Source organism: Cohnella sp. (genome assembly GCF_041640265.1).
Classification (GTDB): Bacteria; Bacillota; Bacilli; order Paenibacillales; family Paenibacillaceae; genus Cohnella.
Genome location: NZ_JBEQAP010000032.1, coordinates 45,008 through 66,269, shown reverse-complemented (window position 1 = coordinate 66,269; position 21,262 = coordinate 45,008). Strand labels below are relative to the sequence as shown.

Annotated in this window: 17 protein-coding genes; 9 read left to right on the top strand and 8 right to left on the bottom strand. The window is 49.7% G+C overall.

Annotation, left to right across the window (positions count from 1 at the left end):
* Positions 1-62: 62 nt before the first annotated feature.
* Both ACESLK_RS20155 and ACESLK_RS20150 read right to left on the bottom strand, forming a co-directional pair.
* A complete protein-coding gene (locus ACESLK_RS20155) occupies positions 63-254 on the bottom strand; it encodes a transcriptional regulator (RefSeq protein WP_373231498.1) in 192 nt (63 codons plus the stop codon).
* On the bottom strand, positions 251-2,398 hold the full coding sequence (locus ACESLK_RS20150) for a GAF domain-containing sensor histidine kinase (RefSeq protein ID WP_373231497.1): 2,148 nt from the start codon (positions 2,396-2,398) through the stop codon (positions 251-253). The genes ACESLK_RS20155 and ACESLK_RS20150 overlap by 4 nt, the downstream gene beginning before the upstream one ends.
* Positions 2,399-2,612: 214 nt before the next feature.
* Between ACESLK_RS20150 and ACESLK_RS20145 the strand changes: the two genes are divergently transcribed.
* Positions 2,613-3,287 carry a hypothetical protein gene (locus ACESLK_RS20145; protein ID WP_373231496.1) on the top strand — a complete coding sequence of 225 codons (675 nt, stop codon included), beginning with the start codon at positions 2,613-2,615 and terminating at the stop codon, positions 3,285-3,287.
* A 123-nt stretch (positions 3,288-3,410) separates the two neighbouring features.
* On the opposite strand, the gene ACESLK_RS20140 is transcribed toward ACESLK_RS20145, so the two are convergent.
* A complete protein-coding gene (locus ACESLK_RS20140; RefSeq protein WP_373231495.1) occupies positions 3,411-3,566 on the bottom strand; it encodes a DUF1540 domain-containing protein in 156 nt (51 codons plus the stop codon).
* A 241-nt stretch (positions 3,567-3,807) separates the two neighbouring features.
* On the opposite strand from ACESLK_RS20140, the gene ACESLK_RS20135 reads away from it, so the two are divergent.
* Positions 3,808-5,814, top strand: coding sequence for a DEAD/DEAH box helicase (locus ACESLK_RS20135; protein ID WP_483862621.1), 2,007 nt, complete (start codon positions 3,808-3,810; stop codon positions 5,812-5,814).
* Positions 5,815-6,065: 251 nt separating this feature from the next.
* Here ACESLK_RS20135 and ACESLK_RS20130 read toward each other — a convergent pair whose 3' ends face one another.
* On the bottom strand, positions 6,066-7,118 hold the full coding sequence (locus ACESLK_RS20130) for a Gfo/Idh/MocA family protein (RefSeq protein ID WP_373231493.1): 1,053 nt from the start codon (positions 7,116-7,118) through the stop codon (positions 6,066-6,068).
* Positions 7,119-7,148: 30 nt separating this feature from the next.
* Positions 7,149-8,036 (bottom strand): sugar phosphate isomerase/epimerase family protein, encoded by an 888-nt coding sequence (locus ACESLK_RS20125; protein ID WP_373231492.1) that lies wholly within the window; start codon positions 8,034-8,036, stop codon positions 7,149-7,151.
* Between the two features lie 127 nt (positions 8,037-8,163).
* Between ACESLK_RS20125 and ACESLK_RS20120 the strand changes: the two genes are divergently transcribed.
* Positions 8,164-9,039 (top strand): helix-turn-helix transcriptional regulator, encoded by an 876-nt coding sequence (locus ACESLK_RS20120; protein ID WP_373231491.1) that lies wholly within the window; start codon positions 8,164-8,166, stop codon positions 9,037-9,039.
* A 126-nt stretch (positions 9,040-9,165) separates the two neighbouring features.
* Here the strand turns inward: ACESLK_RS20120 and ACESLK_RS20115 are convergent, their stop codons facing one another.
* Positions 9,166-11,478 carry a bifunctional diguanylate cyclase/phosphodiesterase gene (locus ACESLK_RS20115; protein ID WP_373231490.1) on the bottom strand — a complete coding sequence of 771 codons (2,313 nt, stop codon included), beginning with the start codon at positions 11,476-11,478 and terminating at the stop codon, positions 9,166-9,168.
* A 108-nt stretch (positions 11,479-11,586) separates the two neighbouring features.
* Positions 11,587-12,210, bottom strand: a complete 624-nt coding sequence (locus tag ACESLK_RS20110; RefSeq protein ID WP_373231489.1) for a TetR/AcrR family transcriptional regulator — start codon at positions 12,208-12,210, stop codon at positions 11,587-11,589.
* Between the two features lie 180 nt (positions 12,211-12,390).
* Between ACESLK_RS20110 and ACESLK_RS20105 the strand changes: the two genes are divergently transcribed.
* From ACESLK_RS20105 to ACESLK_RS20080, 6 genes are all read left to right on the top strand, one after another.
* Complete coding sequence (locus tag ACESLK_RS20105; RefSeq protein WP_373231488.1) at positions 12,391-13,647, top strand: YhgE/Pip domain-containing protein; 1,257 nt, start codon at positions 12,391-12,393, stop codon at positions 13,645-13,647.
* Positions 13,648-13,792: 145 nt separating this feature from the next.
* Positions 13,793-14,005: a YwbE family protein gene (locus ACESLK_RS20100; protein WP_373231487.1), complete on the top strand. Its 213-nt coding sequence runs from the start codon at positions 13,793-13,795 to the stop codon at positions 14,003-14,005.
* Positions 14,005-14,484, top strand: coding sequence for a 23S rRNA (pseudouridine(1915)-N(3))-methyltransferase RlmH (gene rlmH, locus ACESLK_RS20095; RefSeq protein ID WP_373231486.1), 480 nt, complete (start codon positions 14,005-14,007; stop codon positions 14,482-14,484). The genes ACESLK_RS20100 and rlmH overlap by 1 nt, the downstream gene beginning before the upstream one ends.
* A gap of 89 nt (positions 14,485-14,573) precedes the next feature.
* Entirely contained in the window at positions 14,574-14,867 is a 294-nt protein-coding gene (locus ACESLK_RS20090; RefSeq protein WP_373231485.1) for a hypothetical protein, read from the top strand.
* 286 nt (positions 14,868-15,153) lie between these two features.
* Positions 15,154-18,738: a cyclic nucleotide-binding domain-containing protein gene (locus tag ACESLK_RS20085; RefSeq protein WP_373231484.1), complete on the top strand. Its 3,585-nt coding sequence runs from the start codon at positions 15,154-15,156 to the stop codon at positions 18,736-18,738.
* Positions 18,739-19,005: 267 nt separating this feature from the next.
* Positions 19,006-19,791 (top strand): hypothetical protein, encoded by a 786-nt coding sequence (locus tag ACESLK_RS20080; RefSeq protein WP_373231483.1) that lies wholly within the window; start codon positions 19,006-19,008, stop codon positions 19,789-19,791.
* Between the two features lie 16 nt (positions 19,792-19,807).
* Here ACESLK_RS20080 and ACESLK_RS20075 read toward each other — a convergent pair whose 3' ends face one another.
* Complete coding sequence (locus tag ACESLK_RS20075) at positions 19,808-20,899, bottom strand: GntR family transcriptional regulator (RefSeq protein ID WP_373231501.1); 1,092 nt, start codon at positions 20,897-20,899, stop codon at positions 19,808-19,810.
* Between the last annotated feature and the right edge of the window lie 363 nt (positions 20,900-21,262).

Sequence of the window (21,262 nt, the reverse complement as noted above, 5' to 3'; positions counted from 1 at the left end):
AACTTCATAGTAGAGCATCTCCTAGGATAGAATGTAGTGCCTTCGTGGGGCCTACCTCTATCCTATAGGGGTGCTTCATTATTTACAAAGTGGAAATTTAACGCTCTACAGGAATGCTGAGCTAATGCGATGGCTTCCTGTCCATTCGAAGCTTCGCCTACGACTTCTAACTCCGGTGTTGTAAGGAATAAAGTACGGACTCCGTGGCGGAATAGCGGGTGATCATCTACGATTACGATTCGCAGCGGCTTCAAGCGCTCTCACTCCCTTGTTCAGTATCGGTTATCGGTAAATAAGCCCTGACCTTGGTTCCTCTAGGCTGCACAGCTTCAATCAGGCAATAACCCCCTAACTCCTCCGCACGTTCACGCATCGAATGGGTTCCAATACCCCCTGCTGCAGCGGATTGACGCCCAAGCTTATCAAGATCACCTTGCCCATCATCGATAATTTCGACTTCCAATGCCTGACCAAGACGAATATGGACTTCGCAAAATGTAGCATTCGCATGACGAACGACATTCACGATCGCTTCCGTTACGATTCGGAAGGCGGCCACCTCAACGGCTGCAGGCAGCATCGGCAGCTTATCAGGGGCGTGCAGGCGGAAATCTAAGGCAGCAGGAGCAGCGTGCGAGTTTCCTTCCCCACTGGCCAGCGGCTTTAGGGGTCTGCATAAATCATGGATTCGCTCTTGAATGGCCCCAGCCAGACCCAGTTCATCCAAAGCCGGAGGACGCAGATCATGTACAAGTCTGCGAATATCAGAGACGGTAGAGCGAATGACTGTCTGCAGCTCCACGAGTATGGATTTGGTTCTGGCGGGATCGGATTGCAGCAGCGTCTCCGCCGCCGATGCCGTTAAGGCTAATGCGGCAAGCCTAGGCGCTAAGTCGTCGTGCAGATTCCGTCTGAGCCTGCGGCGTTCTTCCTCTCGGGCGAGTACGAGCCGTTCTCGGGAATCTCTCAAATCCTCGGCCACCTGATGAAGGTCAATGGATGCTGTGGCACTTTTGACGATCGCGCCGGTCTGATGTACAAGCATATTTAGAAAACGATGATCGGAGACGGAGAACGATTCTCCAGGAGATCGAGCGGATACGAGCAGGTTGCCTAACGTTTCTCCTCGATGCACGAGGGGAAACGAAGTCGGAAGCTCCTGCTGCTCGCCTTCTTCGGCGACGATGAGGGTTTCCCCGCTTTGATGAAGCGACAAGCCTGCATAAGGAAGCTTTAACGCTTCTTTGACCGTACGGACAACAACGTTAAGCGCGTCGTACGGCGATAGAGGATTTTCGAGCTTCTGGCCTAAGCGTACCAGTACTGCGAGAGGATCGTCATTTTCCCCGTACATGAATCGGTTAATCCAGCGCTGCAGCCTTTCCTTGATGGGGGCGAACAGAATGGCGACCAGCCCTGTCGCAATAAGAGAATTCAGCCACTGGGAAGCGGTTTGAAACAGAAAGCCGATATACCAGACAACGGAAATGTAGATGATGATTACAAACAAGCTGAGCATTCCGTAGAGGAGCGTACGATTTACAATGGGATCGATATCCCATAACTTCCGCCTAAGGAGGGCGAACAGCAGGGAAACAGGCAGAAGCATCATGCTAAAAATGAGAACAACCTCGGAAAGGAACAGAAGCGCCGGATTTCTTTGAAGGAGATCATCTTGCAGGATATGGGCTAGAGTAATGACAAGCAGCCCGAAGATGGCAACGGACATGCCGGATATGGCCCATTTGGTCTGCTGCCTCTCCAAGGGTCCGAGTACCTTGCGATAACGATAGATTTGAATTGTAATGAGGCTTACCATCCAGATGAGGACCCAGATCATAAATAAGGGACCGGAGATCGTTTGCAAATCCACTTTTGTCCCAGGGAATAACCCCTTAAGCACGCCGGGAATTAGAATGGCGATAAGTAAATATCGGGTCCAACGCGGGTTGAACTTACCGTTCGGAAAGAGAAAGAATAAGGTCATCAGCGCCAAGAAGGAAACAGAACTAAGGAAACCAACAACAAACGTAATAACCGGATGAATATTCTGCAGGATAAGAGGCACAGTGGTAAAGGAAAAACCCTGCAGAACCAATGCGATGGCGGCAACTTGTCCAATGAGCTCAGTGGATTTCTGGCGATAGACGATAAGTCCGACCCCCATATAAATGAGGCCAAATAAAGCATATAGTCCTGTATAGGCGCCAGCAAACCAAATGTTGCTCAGCCCACGAGCTCTTAGCCACTCTGAGCTGGGGGGTGTATCGTAGAAAGCGATGCATTCCTGATCGATGCAATGATCCCTGAGCTCTATGTAGAAGTTCGGAGTCGCATATAGAAACAAGATAACTCCGAGCAAGCAGATCAGTCCGGTTAAAGCTTGGGTTATTCTCAAAGAATCCGCTCTCCTTCAGCCCTATGAAATCGAGGCTTCTTGGAGAGTATAGCAGGCAATATTTTCCCGCGTAAACTCCTAAATCGTGATCATAATCAAATTCCTGCTGAACTTCCCGGGTTTCGGGAATGTTCCCCTCTTCTTATTGGGAATAGGGAAGCGAGTATGATGAATACAGAAGTTCAAATGGATACAATAATGGAGGAATGAGAAAATGATTCAAATGCAAGTTCCAAAAGGGTATTTGCGATTCGGCGGCTGGTCGTTGTTGATTGGCGGGTTAATGGGGTTTAGCGGGCAGCTGATGCATATCGGCGACACGCCTGAAAAGCTGGGGGATATTGCGGGCTTCGTAGAAACAGCGGTGAACACGCACGTGTTGCTGGCTTGGGCTTCGATTCTGATATTAATGGGGCTGCCTGCTATCTACTTGCGCCAAGCGGGTAAGCTGAAGGTATGGGGATGGGTGGGGCTTCCGCTTCTGTTCATTGGCATGATCCTCGAAATTTTCCATGGTCCATTTCAGATCATGGGTTACCCGATTATCTATAGTCTAGTCTCTACAGAAGCGGTGTTAAACACGGTGAACGATCTGATTATGAATATGATGGTCGATGAATATCCGTTAACGCTACTTGTACTGATTCCGTTGCTGCCCGGTATTATGCTCGGTTTGCTGTTGCTCGGGATTTCAACGATTAAGTCCGGAGTATTCCATAAGGGGCTAGGGATTTTCACGCTGGTTGTGATGGCGCTGTTGATCGGAGGAATGTCTATGCCCGATGTGAATGTGTTCTCGGCGATTCATCTGATTTTCGTAGCATTCGGCGGGGTGCTGGCTTTCGAGAAAAAAGCTGGGGTGACCGTTGAGGATCGCGTGGCTGCGTAGCTTGGAAGGGATTCATTTATTTGGTTAACAACAGTGATAATAATTCTCATCATTGGTTAAAATAGAAATGTAAGATCGAATGACAAAGGCATCCATCAGGATGCCTTTGCTTGAGCGAAAACCCTATATTTTCGGCTCAAAGGTTTTGCAGTCAGTCTCACCAGAATTGGAAGCTTGCTTGTTACGGTTGTTCACGACGTAAATTGAAGAAGCGTGGCATTCGTTGCCAGGTGCCCAATACTTGCAAGAATTAACTTCACACAGCACGTCTTTAGCCATAGCTATATTCACCTCCCCTCCATTACTAGGATGGTCGAAGGCGGTAGGTTTATACGTGCACAGACCCGCTTACTTCTCCGAATGGGGGAAGAAGCGGGTATTTGACTTGATATCGAGGAGCATTTATAGCTGGAATGCTGGAATAATACATTATGAAGGCGGGGTTGTGTTAGAATAGAAATTAATGGCTAAAAAAACGGACGGGTTTAGGAAGCCAACTTAGGTTTGGAACAGAGATGGAGTGGATCAATTGACAGATTTTGCAGAATTAGGCGTGTCTGAGAGCCGAGTAGCGCTGCTTAAGGCAATGGGAATTATTACGCCGACACCGGTGCAGGAGGAGACGATTCCGATTGTAGCGCGTGGACGGGATGTCATCAGCCAAGCGCAGACGGGTACCGGGAAAACGCTGGCTTTCGTATTGCCGATGCTGGACAAAATAGATACAAGCTTGCCCTATATCCAAGGCTTGATCGTTACGCCGACACGGGAGCTTGCGATACAGATAACAGCGGAGATCAAGAAGCTGCTCGATCCCCGCGGTGAGATTAAAGTTCTGGCTGTATATGGCGGACAGGATGTTGAAGCGCAACTGCACAAGCTGAAGGGCAATATTCATATCGTCATTGCGACGCCTGGGCGGCTGCTCGATCATATGCGCCGCGAGACGATCTCGCTAGGTGGCGTTTCAATGCTCGTATTAGATGAAGCGGATCAAATGCTGCATATGGGCTTCTTGAAGGAAGTCGAGGAAATTCTGAAGCATACCCCTTATAAGAAGCAAGCAATGCTGTTCTCCGCTACGATGCCGCCTTCCATACGCGAGATGGCAGGACGGATTCTGCGGAATCCGGAGCATGTTACAGTGAAGAGCGAACGCATAACGGTGAAGGACATTCGCCAATGGGCGGTCGAGACGACGGATCGCGAGAAGCAAGCGACGTTAGTTAAGCTGCTGGAAGTGACGCAGCCTTATCTCAGCATTATTTTTTGCAGAACGAAGACACGGGCCAAGACCTTGAATGAAGCGCTGCAGGAAATGGGCTTTGCGTCAGATGAGCTGCATGGCGACTTGTCTCAGGCGAAGCGGGAGAAGGTTATGAAGCAATTCCGCGACGCGAAATTGCAGCTGCTTATTGCTACCGATGTTGCAGCTCGCGGCTTGGACGTGGAAGGCGTAACGCATGTATTTAACTACGATATTCCGCATGATGTAGAAAGCTATATTCACCGAATCGGCCGGACTGGCCGTGCGGGTGAATCGGGACTTGCGATTACGTTGTTCGCAGCGAAGGACCGCAGGGAGCTGGCGGATATCGAGAACGGAATCGAGATGTACTTAGAGCGCAGAAGCGAGGAGGGCAAAGCCCTTGGCGGCGGCGGTCTAGAGCATTCGCGCACGGGCGGCGGATTTGGGCGCGAGGGTGGCGGCGCAGGCCGGACTCGCGGGAACGCTGGTGCGGGTAAGGGCCGGAGCAGCAGCGGAAGCAAAGCGCGCGGCGGCGACAAGTCTTATGGCGCCGGCGCAGGCGGCGGCGGGCGCGGCGATAGAAATCGGGGCGCGGCGGCGAAGCCGGGCACCGGGAATCGGTCGAGCGCAGGCGAATGGCAGAATCGCGGACAGAGCCGCGATGCGGCGGCTAAAGGTAAGCCGGTGCGCGGGTCGGCATCAGCTCCGGTTGATTCGTCGGATGAAGCGATTGGTTTCTCGTTCTCCTCTGAGCGGGGTGATCGCGATGGCCGTTCTAGCGGAAGAGGCGGAGCGGCTGGACGCAAGCCGGTTGGTTTCGGCGGTCGTTCGAGCGGCGGAGCGGGTAAGAGGTTCGGTGGCTCAAGCGCAGGCCGTCCGGGCAGAGGCGGCGCAGGCACAGGTGGGCGCAGGTCTTCCCCTGACGAGCGCGGAGCTGAACGCGCAACTGAAGAGCGTGCTGGCCGACCAAGCAGGGGCGGAACGACTAGACGCAACTCTGATGAGCGTTTTGCAGAGCGCGCAGCCGCTGCGGCACGCGCCGAGAGCAAGCCGGGAGAGCGCGGCGGCTTTGGCCGCTCCAGTTCAGGTGGCGGCGGCGGTGCGAAACCTGGCCGTAAGCCAGAACAACGCGGCGGAAGCTCATTCGGAGGAGGAGGTCGTTCCTCTGGACCGAGAAGCGGCGGCGGACCTGGCGGCTTCAAAGGCGGATCGAAGGGACCATCGGGGAGCAATCGCGGCGGTGGCGGCGGCGGTCGCGGATCGTCGCGCGGAAGATAACATAATAGCGTAAGCTGAAATCCCGCATCATCCCTTATTGGGGTGGTGCGGGAATTTTTGTGTGGTTGGTTCTTTATAATATCGTCGAAGGCCTGTGGAAGTGGCTGAAGTCGGATGTCATTAATAATGTCTCTACCATCTAATATGCAAATGGCTGTTCAAAATCCAACGCTTGACAAGCGTAAACGGCTGTCGCTGTCCTTGGCAGCAAAAACTCGTTTCGCGGTGAAATATTTGGCCCAGGCGGAAGCTTATTGCGCCGACGCATCCTTCATAAAATCGGCGATCAGCACTTTGCGGCTGGTCTTTGCACTCTCGAGGGCGGCAAGCACCATGGCCATGCTGTAAATATTGTCGCTGCAACCCGTCTCCGGCTTGCGGCCTTCCTCAAGCGATGCAAACATGTCATCCAGACAGCCATGATGGAACGTATTTGCCATCTCAGGCAGCAGACTGTTCACACGCTCGTAATCACGGATGAATTTGCCGGTTTGATCGCCAGCTGCAACTATTTCCGCATATGGCTCCCCATGACCGTCCCATATTGCAGTACCGCGCTCACCTGTAACTCGCCACGATGCTTCCCATGAGGTCGGCAGACCTTCCGCACACCATGATCCGCGGTAGTTGAACACGGAGCCGTCAGACATTTCATAAATGCAGACAGCCATTGCATTTCCTGAATACCATGAGCCGGGCGGATTAAATTCCTGACAATAGACGGACACCGGATTCGCACCGATAATGAACCGGGCTTGATCAAACGTATGAATCGCCATATCGAGCAGCAGCGGGCTGTCCATCGCATCGCGGAAGCCGCCAAAGTGCGCTCCAATGAAAAAGTCAGCGCCAACAAAGCCCGGTTTTCCGATTATGCCTTCAGCGATTAGATTGCGATATGCTCTGATACGCGGATCAAAGCGGCGGTTTTGCATTACAGCATGCGTCCTTCCGCTGTTCTGCGATATACGAACGATATCGTTGCAATCGCTCATGGACTCCGCAAGCGGCTTTTCGCCAAATACGTGACACCCCAGCTGCAAGGCTGTCGTGCTGACAGCATAATGGCTTGCCGGAATGGTTACGTCAAACACCATATTGGCTCCAGTCGCCTCAATCGCCTGCTTTATATCCGTAAAGGTTGGGCAATCAAGCTCCTTCCGCTCAGCCATCGATTGTGCGAACTCCTCTTTAATATCGACGAGCCCGACGATTTCCGTATCGTCTCTCCGCTTCGCATAATCCACCCACGTATTCGCCATGCCGCCGCACCCTGCGACGACCACTCGATGCTTTATTTTCATAATGATCAGACCTCGCTTTCACTTATTGCCTTATATTGGATTGGGGACAAAATCGCCGCCGCGGCAGCGCTTCAAATAATGCAAAGCATGCACCTGGCCGGTCATCTCCAGCTTTCCACAATATACAGGATCATGCCAGCCTTCGATATCGATCGTTCCTTTATAGCCGTTCTGTCTCAAAATCGATATAATTTCCGTCCAGTTGCTGTCGCCGAAGCCCGGCGTCCGATGCCATACAAACTGCTGTTTACCGTGGACGCCGTGCTCTCTTACAATATCCCAGGCAATCGTTGCGTCCTTGCCGTGTACATGGAACACCTTGTTCACCCATTTGCGCAGCTGCGGTATCGGATCGATCAAGCTAACCATTTGGTGGCATGGCTCCCACTCCAGTCCGATATTGTCTTCCGGCACAGCATTGAACATAAGCTCCCAGGCAGTCGGGTTATGAGCGATATTCCAATCGCCGCTTGCCCATGTGCCGCCCATGTCACAATTTTCAAAAGCGATCCGCACGCCTTTATCTGCCGCCCTCCGCGTCAGCTCGCCGAACACTTCCTTAAATTTCGGAATCGATTCGTCGATCGATTGACCCGTCAGGCGGCCCGTGAAGCCGGAAACAATATCAGCTCCGAATAAATGGGCATTATCGATAAGACGCTCCCAGCTTGCAAGAGTATCGGCGTTATCTCCATCTCCGGTCAGCGGGTTACCGAAAATGCTTACAGCAGGAACGACAAAATCATGCTCATCCGCAAGCGCTCTTACCCGATTAGCCATTTCCGCAAGATCCGTGCTGCCAGTCGTTTGCCAAAATGTTAAGTTAAACGATTCAAATCCATGCTTCACAATTTGCGGAATAACGTGATCCGCGTTGCCTCCGCCTACAAGCGTTCCAATTCGCAGTATATTTTCCACCCTTGTATATCACTCCAATATTGGCTTATAGTATTCGTAACAACTCCATTATAGCTAGGAGTTTTGTAGATTACTCTAAACAATCTTGTGCAATACTAGTCTAATCTTGTGGTGGTGGATAAAGAACATGACCTATCCGAAGGAGCTTTGGGAAAATACCCGTCTCGAGCACAAAACATATCCGATTCAGCTATTTCAAAATCGTTCCCCTAAGGTCAAACCTAATGATTGCATCTTATATTTGCATTGGCATGAGCATTTTGAAATTATCGTTATGAGAGAGGGCAGCGCAGTATTCCATATCGACAGCCGTCCGTATATCGTCAATGAAGGAGACGTCATCATTATACCGGGCGGCGGACTGCATGTCGGATACGCGCTTCACTATGGGAATGTTCGTTATGATTGCGTTGTCTTAAACGCGGCCCTGTTCAATGACTGGGTGCACGATCCGGTTCATGCCCAGTTTGTTGCTCCTTACTTGGAGGGACGACTCCGCTTCCCCGTCAAGCCGTCGGAGCAGGATGAGACCTGCCTCCGCTATTATTCATTGCTTGATGAAGCCATTGCCGAGCTGGCCGCTAAGCCTCCCGCTTATCAGCTCGTCGTGAAGTCAAAACTGTATGCGTTGTTTACGCTGCTCTCCCGTACCTTCATGGAGCAGCAGGCATCCGGCAAGCCGTATTTGGTCAATCGCGATCGCTTTAAGACGCTTATTCAGCGCATCGAATCGAATTTTTGTGAAAAAATAACCGTTGAACAAGCCGCCAAGCAGGTCAGCCTTAACCCTTACCACTTCTGCAAGCTGTTCAAAAAACTGACGGGCCGCACCTTTGTCGAATACGTCAACGTCTGCCGCATGAATGAGGCGGATCGGCTGCTCCGTGAAAGCAACGACACAGTCACCGAAATCGCAGCCTTGGTCGGCTGCGATAATCCGAACTATTTTACGAAGCTGTATAAGCAATATAAGGGGATGACTCCTTCGCAAGCGCGAAAATAGGGCCGCTCTGCTATGGAGGAAACGCTTGGGCTGACGCGGATAGCGTGCCATTGCTAAGCACGTTACGGCAGAGCATTCAAATAACATCTGTGATTCATTAGTTCAACTTATATAGAAGATTAATTTTCATTCCGCGGCTGCTTGCTTCAAGAGCAGCTTTTCAACCGACTCGGCGGGCTGAGGCTTGAAGAATAGGAATCCCTGAATTTCGTCACAAAGATGATTCTGCAGGAATTGCAATTGCTCATTCGTTTCAACACCTTCCGCAATCACCGTCAAGTCAAGACGTTGAGCGATAAGGAGCATGGCGAGTATGATGGCTTCATCTTTTTGGTCTATGGATATTCCATGCATGAAAGAGCGGTCGATCTTCACTTTGTTTACAGGCAGCCGCTTCAAATAGCTAAGCGAGGAATATTGAGTGCCGAAGTCATCGATAGAAATCGTAATCCCCATATGCCTTAATTCATGGAGCGTGGACAGCTTGTCGTCCTTCATCGCAATATTCTCGGTGATCTCAAGCTCCAAGTATTTCGGGTCAAGCTCCGTCTCCGCAAGGATTTGTTTAATGCGCTCCGTCATGTTCTTCTGCATGAACTGTCTCGCCGAGAGATTCACGGCTATACGAATCGGGGGAAGCCCTGCATTTTGCCAGGCTTTGGCCTGTGCGCAAGCCATTCGCAGAACCCAATCCCCGATCGGTACGATTAGTCCCGTATCTTCGGCGATCGGAATAAAGCTGCAAGGGGGGACCATCCCTCGTTTTGGGTGGTTCCAACGGATCAGTGCTTCTACCCCAATAATTTTCTCGGTTGTCACTTGGACTTGAGGTTGATAATGAATGAGGAATTCTCCGCGATCCAGCGCGCGGGTAAGGCTGTTCTTGATTTCCATTGTGGCTTCGGCATCTGGATTCAAGGAACTGTCATAGAACCGAAATTGGTTCTTTCCCTCCTCCTTGGCACGGTACATGGCCATGTCCGCATTCATGATCAGAGTAGAAGCATCATGGGCATGATCGGGGAATAGCGCAATTCCGATGCTGGTCGTCACGAAGTGCTCCGAGTCCTTTAGTAAAAAGGGTTGCTGGAATAAGCCATTCACCTCTTGTGCTATTTGCCGAACATGGTCAATATCGGTAACTTCCGGCAGGATAATCGTAAACTCATCCCCGCCAATTCGAGAGATGATCTCGCCGTTTCTCAGTGTCCAGAGCAGTCTTCGGCCCACCTCGTTAAGCAGAACATCCCCGTAATAATGTCCGATCGTATCGTTGATCATTTTGAAATGATCAAGATCCAGGAATAGAACGGCAACTTGATGCGATGCTTGTCCGCCTTTTGAAATCATTTTTTCTAGCTGCTCATTAAAAAAAGTTCTATTATACAAACCCGTGACTGAATCATGGTAAGCCATGTGCCGAACGGTCTGCTCTTTATTTTCGAGTAACTCATACTGTCCCCGCAACACTTCTTCGGTTGATGCGAGCTCCGTATAAGTAGCTTCTAGCTGTCTATTGGCGATTTCTAAATTCAATGTCCGGTCATTCACCAAGGCTTGGAGCTTGGCTTTCTGAGTCAATTGTATGTATAGGAAATAAATCAGGAGGAGTAGAGAAATGGCGCTGATGATTTGTATAACGCTTAATTTCGAATGAACTGAATCCAGCTTAACTTGTTTGGGTAGAGCGGACAATACCCAAGAACCTTCCGGCAACGCTACTACGTCCATCAGCTTTGGATTGTCGAAAAGCTTAGGATCACCCATAATGACTTGGTCATTCGCTTTAATGGCGAGGTCGATTCCTTTGGACATTTTGTTGAGATCAGCTTCCTGCAAGATCGAGGGAACATCAAGAACGACGGAAACAAAACCCCAGAAGCTATTGCCATCGAAGATCGATTGTCTAGATAGTATACCAAGGCCACCCTGCGATAGCTCGAAGGGACCCAGAATGGTTACGCTGCTTGTGAGCATTGTACGCTCGGCATTAAGGCGAATCTTAGAGTCTGGATGCGTTAGAAGGTTTAGCCCAACTATTGCTTCATTGCCCTTAAGAGGGTAAACATATGTGGCAATCCCTTTCGGATAAACCGAAAGGTTCCGAACGCCATTAATCTTCTGCATGAAGTTAGAAGCGAAAGCTTCGAATTGGGGCTGGCTCAATGTGTGGTGTTCAGAGACCTCAGTAGACACAAAAGCCCGAAGACCGCTCGAGAGCAGGAGACGGCTTTCTATGGCCGTTGTGAGAGCAGATGCATTCGCTGAAAGTTCAATGGAAGCATTGCGATAAATTTCATCCAATAGCTTTTTTTGATAAGAATTCGTTTGCCATATAATGAAGACACCAATTATGAGAGTTATAGCACCGAGGATAATCCAGATTCTGACGGGGGTAGTATACTGCTGATTAGTAGCTGCACCTGATTGAATAGGCATTTAGTCTCTCCCTCTTGAAGCCAAAGGCCAAGATGATGATTATATAATAAGCCTATCGGAAAATAGTTGAAAGTTGTTTAGCCCAATTTTGTTAGGACTAAAGGATTACTATGATCTCCTTGAAGTTTGACCCCTTAAGCCTGATGATGCGATCGGACCATGATTAACGAGGCGTGTCATCATAATTCCGAGCTCCTGAGGCGATTGCTTCATTCCGGATTCAAGCCAATGCAGCAGCACCCCAAGGTTGGCGGCAGCCATATATGCAATAAGGTAATCTAACGGCACAAGCCTATTCTCCTCTTGGGGGGCCCAGTAAGAAAGCCTGTTATAGATGTGGGTCTTCATCAACTCCTTATACCGCAGGATATAAGAGAGATCGCCATGGGGTCCGAACATAACCTTGAAAAATTCAGCCTGCTGCGCAAACTGCTCGAAAATTCCTACTATTTTCGGATAGGGCTCGTTTTTGTCGGCATATTCCATTAACTCCTTAGGGTCTAGCTGCTGGATGTTACTCCGAATTTGCTCGAAAGCCTCATCCTTCATTTGCTCCAACATATCAGCCACGTCCCGATAATGGAGGTAGAAGGTTCCTCTATTTATATCCGCACGAGTTGCGATGTCCGTAACGGTAATCCCTTCGATTCTTTTCTCCTCTATAAGGGACATGAGCGCTTTGCGCAGCAGCTGCTTTGTTCGTGCTTGTCTCCGATCCATTTTTTCCGGCATTCGAGCACCTCTTTTTGTAAATTTTTTATGCGATAGTGAACGGTTGGCTGCTGCTGTGTTGATTAGTGAACAGAACGAGTTAGAGCTGATTATTGTATTCTCTCTTGCTCTCATTATAATTAACATTGTGGTCATTAATCAACATACTGTTAATTAAAATTAGAGATGGAGTGAAGTAAAATGGTTCTTATGAAACAAAAGAAGCTGTGGATTGGAATTATTGCCGTGTTTGTCGCATTGATTGTTTTCGGTGCTGCAATGATGGGGTCCATCCTCGGTGCGAAGCCTAAGGATTTGCCGGTTGCTATTGTTGTATTAGATGAGCAGGCGGAGCTGCCGACCGGAGGTTCTCTTGCTGTGGGTGAAATGATTCGGGAGAAGTTAGTTGGCAATACTCAGGTTCCTTTTGTATGGCAGGTCGTGGGTTCAGAAGCAGAAGTGAGAACGGGTTTGGATAATCAGGAATACTACGGAGCGTTGGTGCTTCCAGCAGATCTTAGCAGCGGGATGTTATCGCTGGCGAGTCCTTCTCCTAAGCCGGCCACCGTGAAGATTATCACGAATGAGGGAATGAATACGCAGGCTTCGTCTGCCGTGAAGCAAATTCTTGGAGCTGCGATGAAGGGTGTCAGTCTGGAGCTGTCTTCACAGCTGCTTGGTCAGATTGGACAGCAATCGGAACAGATTTCGGTTGGTGCGGCGAAAGCCTTGTTGACGCCGATTAACGTGGCAGAGGAGACGGTTCATTCAGTTGGAGCCAATAATGCGAGCGGTAATGCTCCGGGCATGCTTACACAAATTTTGTGGATCGGGAGCTTGGTAACGGGGTTGTTGTTGTTTATGATTTCGCAGCAGGCGATTGCTAAGGGAGCTCGTAGATGGAGTGTTATCCTTAGTCAGACTGTTATTGGTCTGGCGGTAATCATGGCTGTATCTGGGTTCCTGGTATGGATGGCATCGTCATGGTACGGAATGGAGCTGGCCCATGCTGTAGATACTTGGTTGTTCCTCTGGCTGGCTGGTTCGACTTTCTTCCTGCTTCAGTCATCCTTAATGAATTGGATTGGTCTTCTGTCAATGGGAATCCTCGTACTGCTCATGTTCTTCTCGATGCCGGTGCTGAACATCGCACCTGAATTTCTGTCGCAGGCGACACAGGATTGGCTGTATTCTTGGACTCCACTGAAGTTCGTCTCGGCGGGACTTCGGGAGGTTATGTATTTCGGCGGGCTTGAGTCGGGGAATAGGAACGTGGATGTGTTATGGGGGATTACGGGGGTTTTCCTGGTTGCGCTTGTGGCTTCTGGGGCTAAGAAGGGCAAGGTTGGCGGGACTGGGGTTGCTGCTGCTGATAATGTAAATGCGGGTGGGAACTCGAATGTTACTGCCAATGCTGCTAATTCTTCTGCTAATCCGGCATCCCCGGCTTCTAATTAATCGTTATCTTTAATCGTTACTTCTTGTTTGGGTGGAAATATGCCCGGCTAACTCTCTCTTGAGGGTTAGCCGGGTTTTTGGTTGCGGGTGTGTTGTGGTACGATAAAGGCAACATAAGAAGATGAAGCAGGAGATGAAATGGATTATGGCAGGAAACGGAACCATTCGAAGTGAAATCAAGCCCGGGCTTGAAGTCGATATTGTGCTGAAACAGGATCAGAGAACAGGAAAGAGAACGCGCGGAATCGTGAAGGATTTGCTGACGAATTCCCCCCAGCATCCTCATGGGATCAAAGTGCGGCTGCAGGATGGTCAAGTGGGCCGCGTGCAGAATATCGTAGGCGGGGGAAATATCTAATGCAGGTTCAGTTGGTCTGCGTCGGCAAGCTGAAAGAGAAGTATTGGGTGGGCGCAATCGAGGAGTATTCGAAGCGATTGAGCGGGTATGCCAGGCTCGACATTCGCGAGCTGGCGGATGAGAAGACGCCGGACTCTATGAGCCCGGCGGAGGAAGAGCAAGTAAAAGCGCGCGAGGGCGAGCGCATTTTGGCGGCGCTGAAGGCTGACGCGTTTGTCGTGGCTCTCGCCATTGAGGGCGAGACCTGGACAAGCGAGCAGCTCGCCGCTTTGATGGACAAGCAGGCCGTCTACGGCGGCGGGTCCATCGCCTTTGTCATTGGCGGCTCGCTCGGCTTGTCGAGCGCCGTCTTGTCTCGGGCGGACAAGAAGCTGAGCTTCGGCCGCATGACCTACCCGCATCAGCTGATGCGGGTTATTCTGCTAGAGCAGGTGTATCGGGCGTTTAAGATTAACCGGGGTGAACCGTATCATAAGTAAGGCGTTTTTTTTCTGCGGAGGCATGATTAACATACAGATTGTACAGCTATTTTGAAACATGGAGTTCATTACTAAAAGGGGCAATTAATGTGGATAGAAAATCGGTTAAAGCACTTATTAAATGGAATAAAGACCCTAGTCGCTATGCAGATAATGAATGGCTTCGAGACATAGTTGCGAACTTTGGGGGAATAAAGGATAAAAAATTCTATGGAGACACGTGGACAGTATTAGTAAGGATAACAAAATACATTGAGGGCACATGGGATACATATGCAGATGTAGCTTTTATTGTTGACGAAGCACCATGGCAATTACTCGTAACAGGTTATAGTTTTAATCTATGGGCGGGAAAGGATATTGCAACAGTTACTATTGTGTAATTTTTAATAAAAGAGAAGTTCTATTAAAGAAACCACTCCATTGTCAGAATTGGCAGAAAATATAGGGTCTAGTAGAATGAGTGGATTAAAGCAGATTTCATCACACGACAGCGAATTGTGGATTTTCCATACCATGGCTCGTTCACCATGCAGAACCCGACCGCACAAGGTCGGGTTTTCACATGCTTGAAGAATAAATTTCTTGTCAGAAAAAGGTGAACGCCGTCGAGTATGGAATAATAATTGATTAGAAATCAGTACGGTGGAATAGGGGCGTTGACGCAAGATGAAACTCTTTTCAGGAAAAGCGCTGGACGCGGCCTTTGCAAGCTTTTCGGAAGATAAAGAAGAGTACCGCAAAGTGTTTGTATTGTTCGTCTATTTATTGTTTGTCTCGTCAGCTTCGACAGTGGGACGCACGGCGGCGGATGCGCTATTTCTATCGCAGTTCGACTCGTCGTTGTTGGCCAAAATGTACTTGCCACAGTCTGCGGCGCTTATCCTTGTAGGGATCATTTTTCAGAAGTTCGGTTTCCGCTTACGCATCGACCGTTTCATCTTCTGGCTCATTCCATCGCTTACCTTGCTCGTCGTCATTTCGAGGATCGGCGTAGGCATGGGACAGATATGGGTGCTTCCCGTCATCTATGTAATGTACGATGTGTTTAACTTCCTGATGATCGTTTGTTTTTGGCAATTTGCCACTTCCATACTCGATCAGCGGAAGGTCAAGCGTACGATCGGTCTTGTCGGCAGCGGCGGTATCGTCGGCGGTATTATAAGCGGGTTCGGGCTTAAGCTGATTGTCCCTTGGACCGGGACGGCGAATCTGATTTTTTTCTATGCGGCACTTCAGTTGCTTGCTTTGGCGGCGGTGTTCACGCTGGTCAGGTTGAGCGGAAATCCGGCGAATGTGTTTGCCACAACGTCCAAGACTACGCAGGCGACCTCGACCGCAAAAGCAAAGAAGCGGCTGGAGAAGGAAAAGGAAGGCTTGTTCCATTCCGTGCCCCATCTCAAGTATGTGGCGATTATGTCGGCGGCGCTGATTCTGGCGCTTACATTTGTCGACTATCAATTCAAGGTGATATTGAAAGGCGAGCTGGATAACGACGAATTGGCGGGTTTCATGGGCAGCTTCTACGGGTTGGCGGGATTGTTGGCTTTAGCGGTGCAGGTGTTTGTCGCCGGCAAGCTGCTTACCCGGTTCGGTGTTATGACTGCGATCCTCATTTTTCCGTTCGTATTGCTGACCGGAAGCTTTGGCGTGCTGCTGTTTCCGGTATTGGCCATGTCGGTCCTTGTCAAAGGGAGCGATAAAGTCGTCGGGGATACGATTAACTCTTCAGTCAACCAGCTTATTATGTTTCCGATTCCTCCGCAGTGGCGAAACAAGGCGAAGAGCTTTCTGGACGGCATTGTTCGTAATGGCGCCAAAGGGTTGGCTGCGGTCTGCCTCATTATGCTTTCTCCCTTATTGGAGGCGAGGGAGTTCAGCTATGTCATTATCGGTCTGCTTATATTATGCATTGCTGCAGCGATCAAGGTGAAAGGCGCTTATTTGCAAACGCTCTTAGCCGCCTTGCAAACGAACGGCGCTAAGTTCGAAGACGCCGAGCTTGATTTAATAGACCCAGCGAGCGTACAGCTGCTGATAGGGGCGCTCAGAAGTCCCGACAAACAGCAAGTTCTCTACGCATTCCGAGTTCTTCGAGGGATGGATCGCTTCGATCTCGCTCCGCATATTCCGTATCTCCTTCGGCATGCATCCCACGAAGTTGTCATCGAGGCGCTTATGCACATAGAGAATAGGCATCTGGAAGGCCTGGAGACGGAGCTGTCAGCTCTGCTCGCTGCATCGGACAGCCGGGTGAAGTCACAAGCACTTCTGGCACTGGCTGCATATGCCAAGGAAGATTATTTGGAGCGGATTACGGACTATTTGGAAGAGACGGATATGGAGGTCAAATCCGGTGCGATAGCAGGGCTTATCAAGTATTATGGGATTGAAGGCATGTTCCGGGCCGTCGGCGTATTGAAGAAGCTCTTGGAAAGTACCGACGATGAAGAGAGAGCTGCCGTTGCGGCGCTTTTCGGAAGTATAGGTATGAAACAATTTTACAAGCCGTTGATCCCGTTGCTGCTGGATCAATCTCCCCGAGTGCGCAGGCGAGCGCTTCGATCCGCTGGAGTTCTCCAGGTGCCTGAGCTAGTCGGGTACCTCGTGCCGATGCTTCAACACGGAGGCACTCGCAAGGATGCGATTGAAGCACTCGCGGGGTATGATGAGAAGAAGCTGATTCCTCTCCTCGAACCTTTCTTCAGCCGGGAGCCATCGCCTGTACACTTGCCGAAAGTGTTCGAGCGAATCGCGACGACGTCGGCGTTCGACAAGCTGCTTGATTTATATCCTTCATCCGGTTATGAGATGAGGAACAAGCTGCTGGAGGCGCTGAGCCGCATGCTCCGGAGCGTCAAGATATCTGAAAAGCAGACATCGTTCATCGAAAGACTCATCATGCAAGACATAGAATTTTATTGGAAGCTGACCGAACATCTGACAGGGCTATCGGCTGTGGAACGCTACGGAGAAGTGGCCGAAGTCGGCGGACAGTTTAGATCGGTGGTCATGTGGCGCATTTTTCAATTGCTTGCTCTCATTCACGACTCCGCAACGATTCGGTCAGTGTATGCGAATTGGACGGAAGGGGACGGGCGCCAACAAGCCAATGCCATGGAAGTGATGGATCAATTGACGCATGGGCCGATACGAATAGAATTGGCGAAAGTAATGGAAGCGAAGAACGTGGTTATGAACGCCGCCAGATCGGTAACCCAACTGAAGGAGCAGCTGTCTTGGTTGAACCGGCAAGACGACTTATGGCTGCACCAAGTGATCCGGTATGCCGTTAATCCGGACGAGTCCGATGAGTTGAAGGAACATATGGATCGCATCCGTCTGTTGCGCAACTTCACGTTGTTCCAAGGGCTGACGAGCCGGGAGCTTTCCGATATGGCCATGAAGCTGACGCAGGCAAGCGCTAAGCGTGGAGAGTATATATTCAAAGGGAACGATCCCGGAAACTCCCTCTACTTGATACGGAGCGGCTCGGTCGGGATTTACCGGGACGGGGTTAAATTAGGTGAGCGAAAGGCAGGGGAATCGTTCGGACAGTCCGGGGTGCTCATTCGAAGGGAGCGTTCGGCAGATTCAATGGCGGAGGAGGACAGCCTGTTGTGGAGGCTCGATTCGGATGACTTCTACGAGGTGATGTTCGACCGTTCATCAATTGCAATTGAGATGATGAAGCTGCTGTCCCGCAGGCTGAGATCGGTGTTGTCCGAGCAAAAAGCGTCAGAAGCTTACGAAAGTGATCATGCGCAAGAGAATTTACGCAATGAAGCAGCAGCCGCTGAGGTTGCGGCTGCTGCTTCCTCGATTGACGGGATCGACCGTCCGGATTCGCTTCTTCGCCGCGTGCTCGTCTTGCAGAAAATCGATCTCTTCGCGCATCTGGCCGAAGCCGATATCGTTCTGCTGGCGCAGATGGTGGATGAAGTGGAGTACGATGCAGGAGAAGTTGTTTGCCGGGTCGGCGATTACGGAGATGCGCTGTACGGGATCATCGAGGGAACTGTCCGCATCCATCGGGATGACGTAACGCTCGCCTTCCTAGGCGAAGGAGACTGTTTCGGAGAAATGGCGATCATCGATAGCGGCCCGCGATCGGCCGACTGCACGGCGACTGCACCGACCGTTTTGTTTCAGCTACATAAAGATCAGGTGTTCTCGCTATGTTTCCAGAATATAGAGGTGCTCCGGAGCATGATGCAGGTGATGGGAGACCGGTTGAAGGGGATGGCCGGTTAAACGGCTTTCTGGAATTGCGGTTTTACCAAACCACGAGCTCTCCGAGCTTGAACAGTTTCCGTGCCATGTACATAATCCTTGCCAATAAAAGAATCAAGCAGGCAATTACTTAACTTTATGCGAGTTTAAGTATCTTAAGATTGACAGTAACAAGAAAACATAGTAATTTTACAGTAAGAAAATAAAGGCAATGTAACCTTCGGGTTCAACCTCGCTGAGAAGTGGGTTGGACCCTTTTTGCATTCCAAAACTCGAAGGAGGACTCATATGTTGAGAACAGATTTGCTGCTTCAGCGGCTCAACGAAATCGGCAAGTCGCTCGAACGCAAAGGCGGAGCTTTATTATTGTTAGGGGTTGGTTCCGTTGGGATCGAGACAGAACGGATGGATGAGTATTCGGATTTGGATTTCTTTGTGATTGTGAAGCCCGGGCAGAAAAACAGATATATCGACCGCTTGGATTGGCTCGAAGAAGTTTACCCGCTAGCCTATTCTTTTATGAATTCGGATGTCGGCTATAAAATTCTGTTCGAAGACGGTATTTACGGAGAATATGCGGTATTCGAAGAATGGGAGCTGGCGAACGGTTCCTATACGGAAGGCCGGGTCGTTTGGAAGGATCCCTTGTTCCGGAATACGGGAATCGCAAAACCTTCCAACCCGATACCCAGCATAAAAAAGGACTCCCTGGACTTTCCTTTGAACGAAGCTTTAACAAATCTATATGTGGGACTCGGCCGTTATGCCAGGGGAGAGCGTCTATCCGCGACGAGGTTCGTTCAAAGTTATGCCGTGGACAACATTTTATCCGTGCTTCACCTGCTGGAGCAAGAGGTGGATTACTTTCCCGATCCTTTCGGAAATGAGAGGCGGCTGGAAAAAAGATACCCTCGTTTTGCGGAAATCATAGGAGACATGATACAGGGATATGATCATGTTCCCGAATCAGCACTTCGCATTTTAAACTTCATAGAAGAAGTGTATCCCGTGAATCGAAGGTTAAGCGATGAAATACGACGATTGGCCGACAAACTTGCCGTTAGAGACTCATAGAGGAGACGCAAAATTACTATTCCACTTCAATCGCTTTCACGGTTTCACCCTCAATTAAAACGGGCTGGTAGTAGGTGTTGATGGGCAAGTCCTTTTTGCCTTGCAAATTCTTAATGACCCAGTCCGCTGCGTCGCGTCCCATTTGTTCTTGGGGGTGCGTCAGCGTCGTTAGTTGGATATTCGCGTTCTTGGCGAAATATGAATTGTCCTGGCCAATAATGGATAGCTCGTCCGGAATCGAAATCCCCAGTTTCCTGCAGACATGTACGACTTCCAAGCCTACCTCGTCGTTGTAACACACAAGCGCAGTCAATTCATCCCGATTATCGTTCAGATACACTTCCAAGTTAGCGGACAGGTCCGGCTTCGTCTCCGTATCGAAAGAAAGCACATGCTCGTGCTGGAAACGTAGTTTGGCTTCCCCAAGAGCTTTGATAAATCCCTTCATTCTAAACTTCCCTTGCAAATCATCCATTTTCGCGATAATGCCGATCTGGGTATGTCCTTTGGCAATTAGCTCCCGGGTTGCGAGATAGCTGGACTGCACGTCATCCAGACAGAAGAAAGGGACTTCCAATTCTTCATAATAGGCATTGATCATTGCGAATGGAACCTCCTGCTCCTTAAAAGACAAGTAGTAGGCGATATTGGGGTTAAATACATTGCTTCTGGTAGGCTCTATAATCAGTCCATCCACGCCGTAGGACAGCATCATTTCCAACGCCTTTTTTTCCTGCGAGATATCATTATTAGTACTGGCTAACAGCAAGGAATAGTTATCTTCATTTAATCGGCTTTCAATGCCGCGGATAATGGAGGGGAAGATGTAATCCGAGATATAGGTCGTGATGACTCCGATCGTTTTATTCATGGCCTTGGTACCCGTTCTGGACCGGTATTGGCTGCTGACGTATGTGCCGGATCCCCTCTCGCTTCGCAGAAACCCCTCGTTCGATAACTCCAGAATGGCTTTTCGAACCGTCTGCCGGCTAACGTTATAGCTCTCCTGCAAGGCGGACTCCGAAGGGATTTTCTCGCCTGCTTTGTACGTTCCAGAGAGGATATGACTTTTAATATCTTCAATAATGAGCTGGTACTTTGGCTTCATGTAATCCACTTCTTTCATCGTTGTTCGAAAAAGTTGTACGTACACATTTTAGCATGGATTGCATGAAATGCAAATAAAATAGCATTATTTTCAATTCCAACCGTACAAATTCGATGTTTGTCCATAGGAAAACACCATGATCAGACGAATGAAGAAGGTACATTGACTTATGTCGGTATAACTATCAGACTATATTGACAAATGTACGTACAGAAAATATACTATTGCTGTCGGTAAGTGAAACCGCCTTCTTTCGGTCGAAACCTTCTGGTTGTCTCATCAAGAGGCCGATTCGATCGGAAGCAGCTAGTATAGGAACCGAATTTCTGTGCAAACCATGAACAGAGAGGGGATATATGTGAT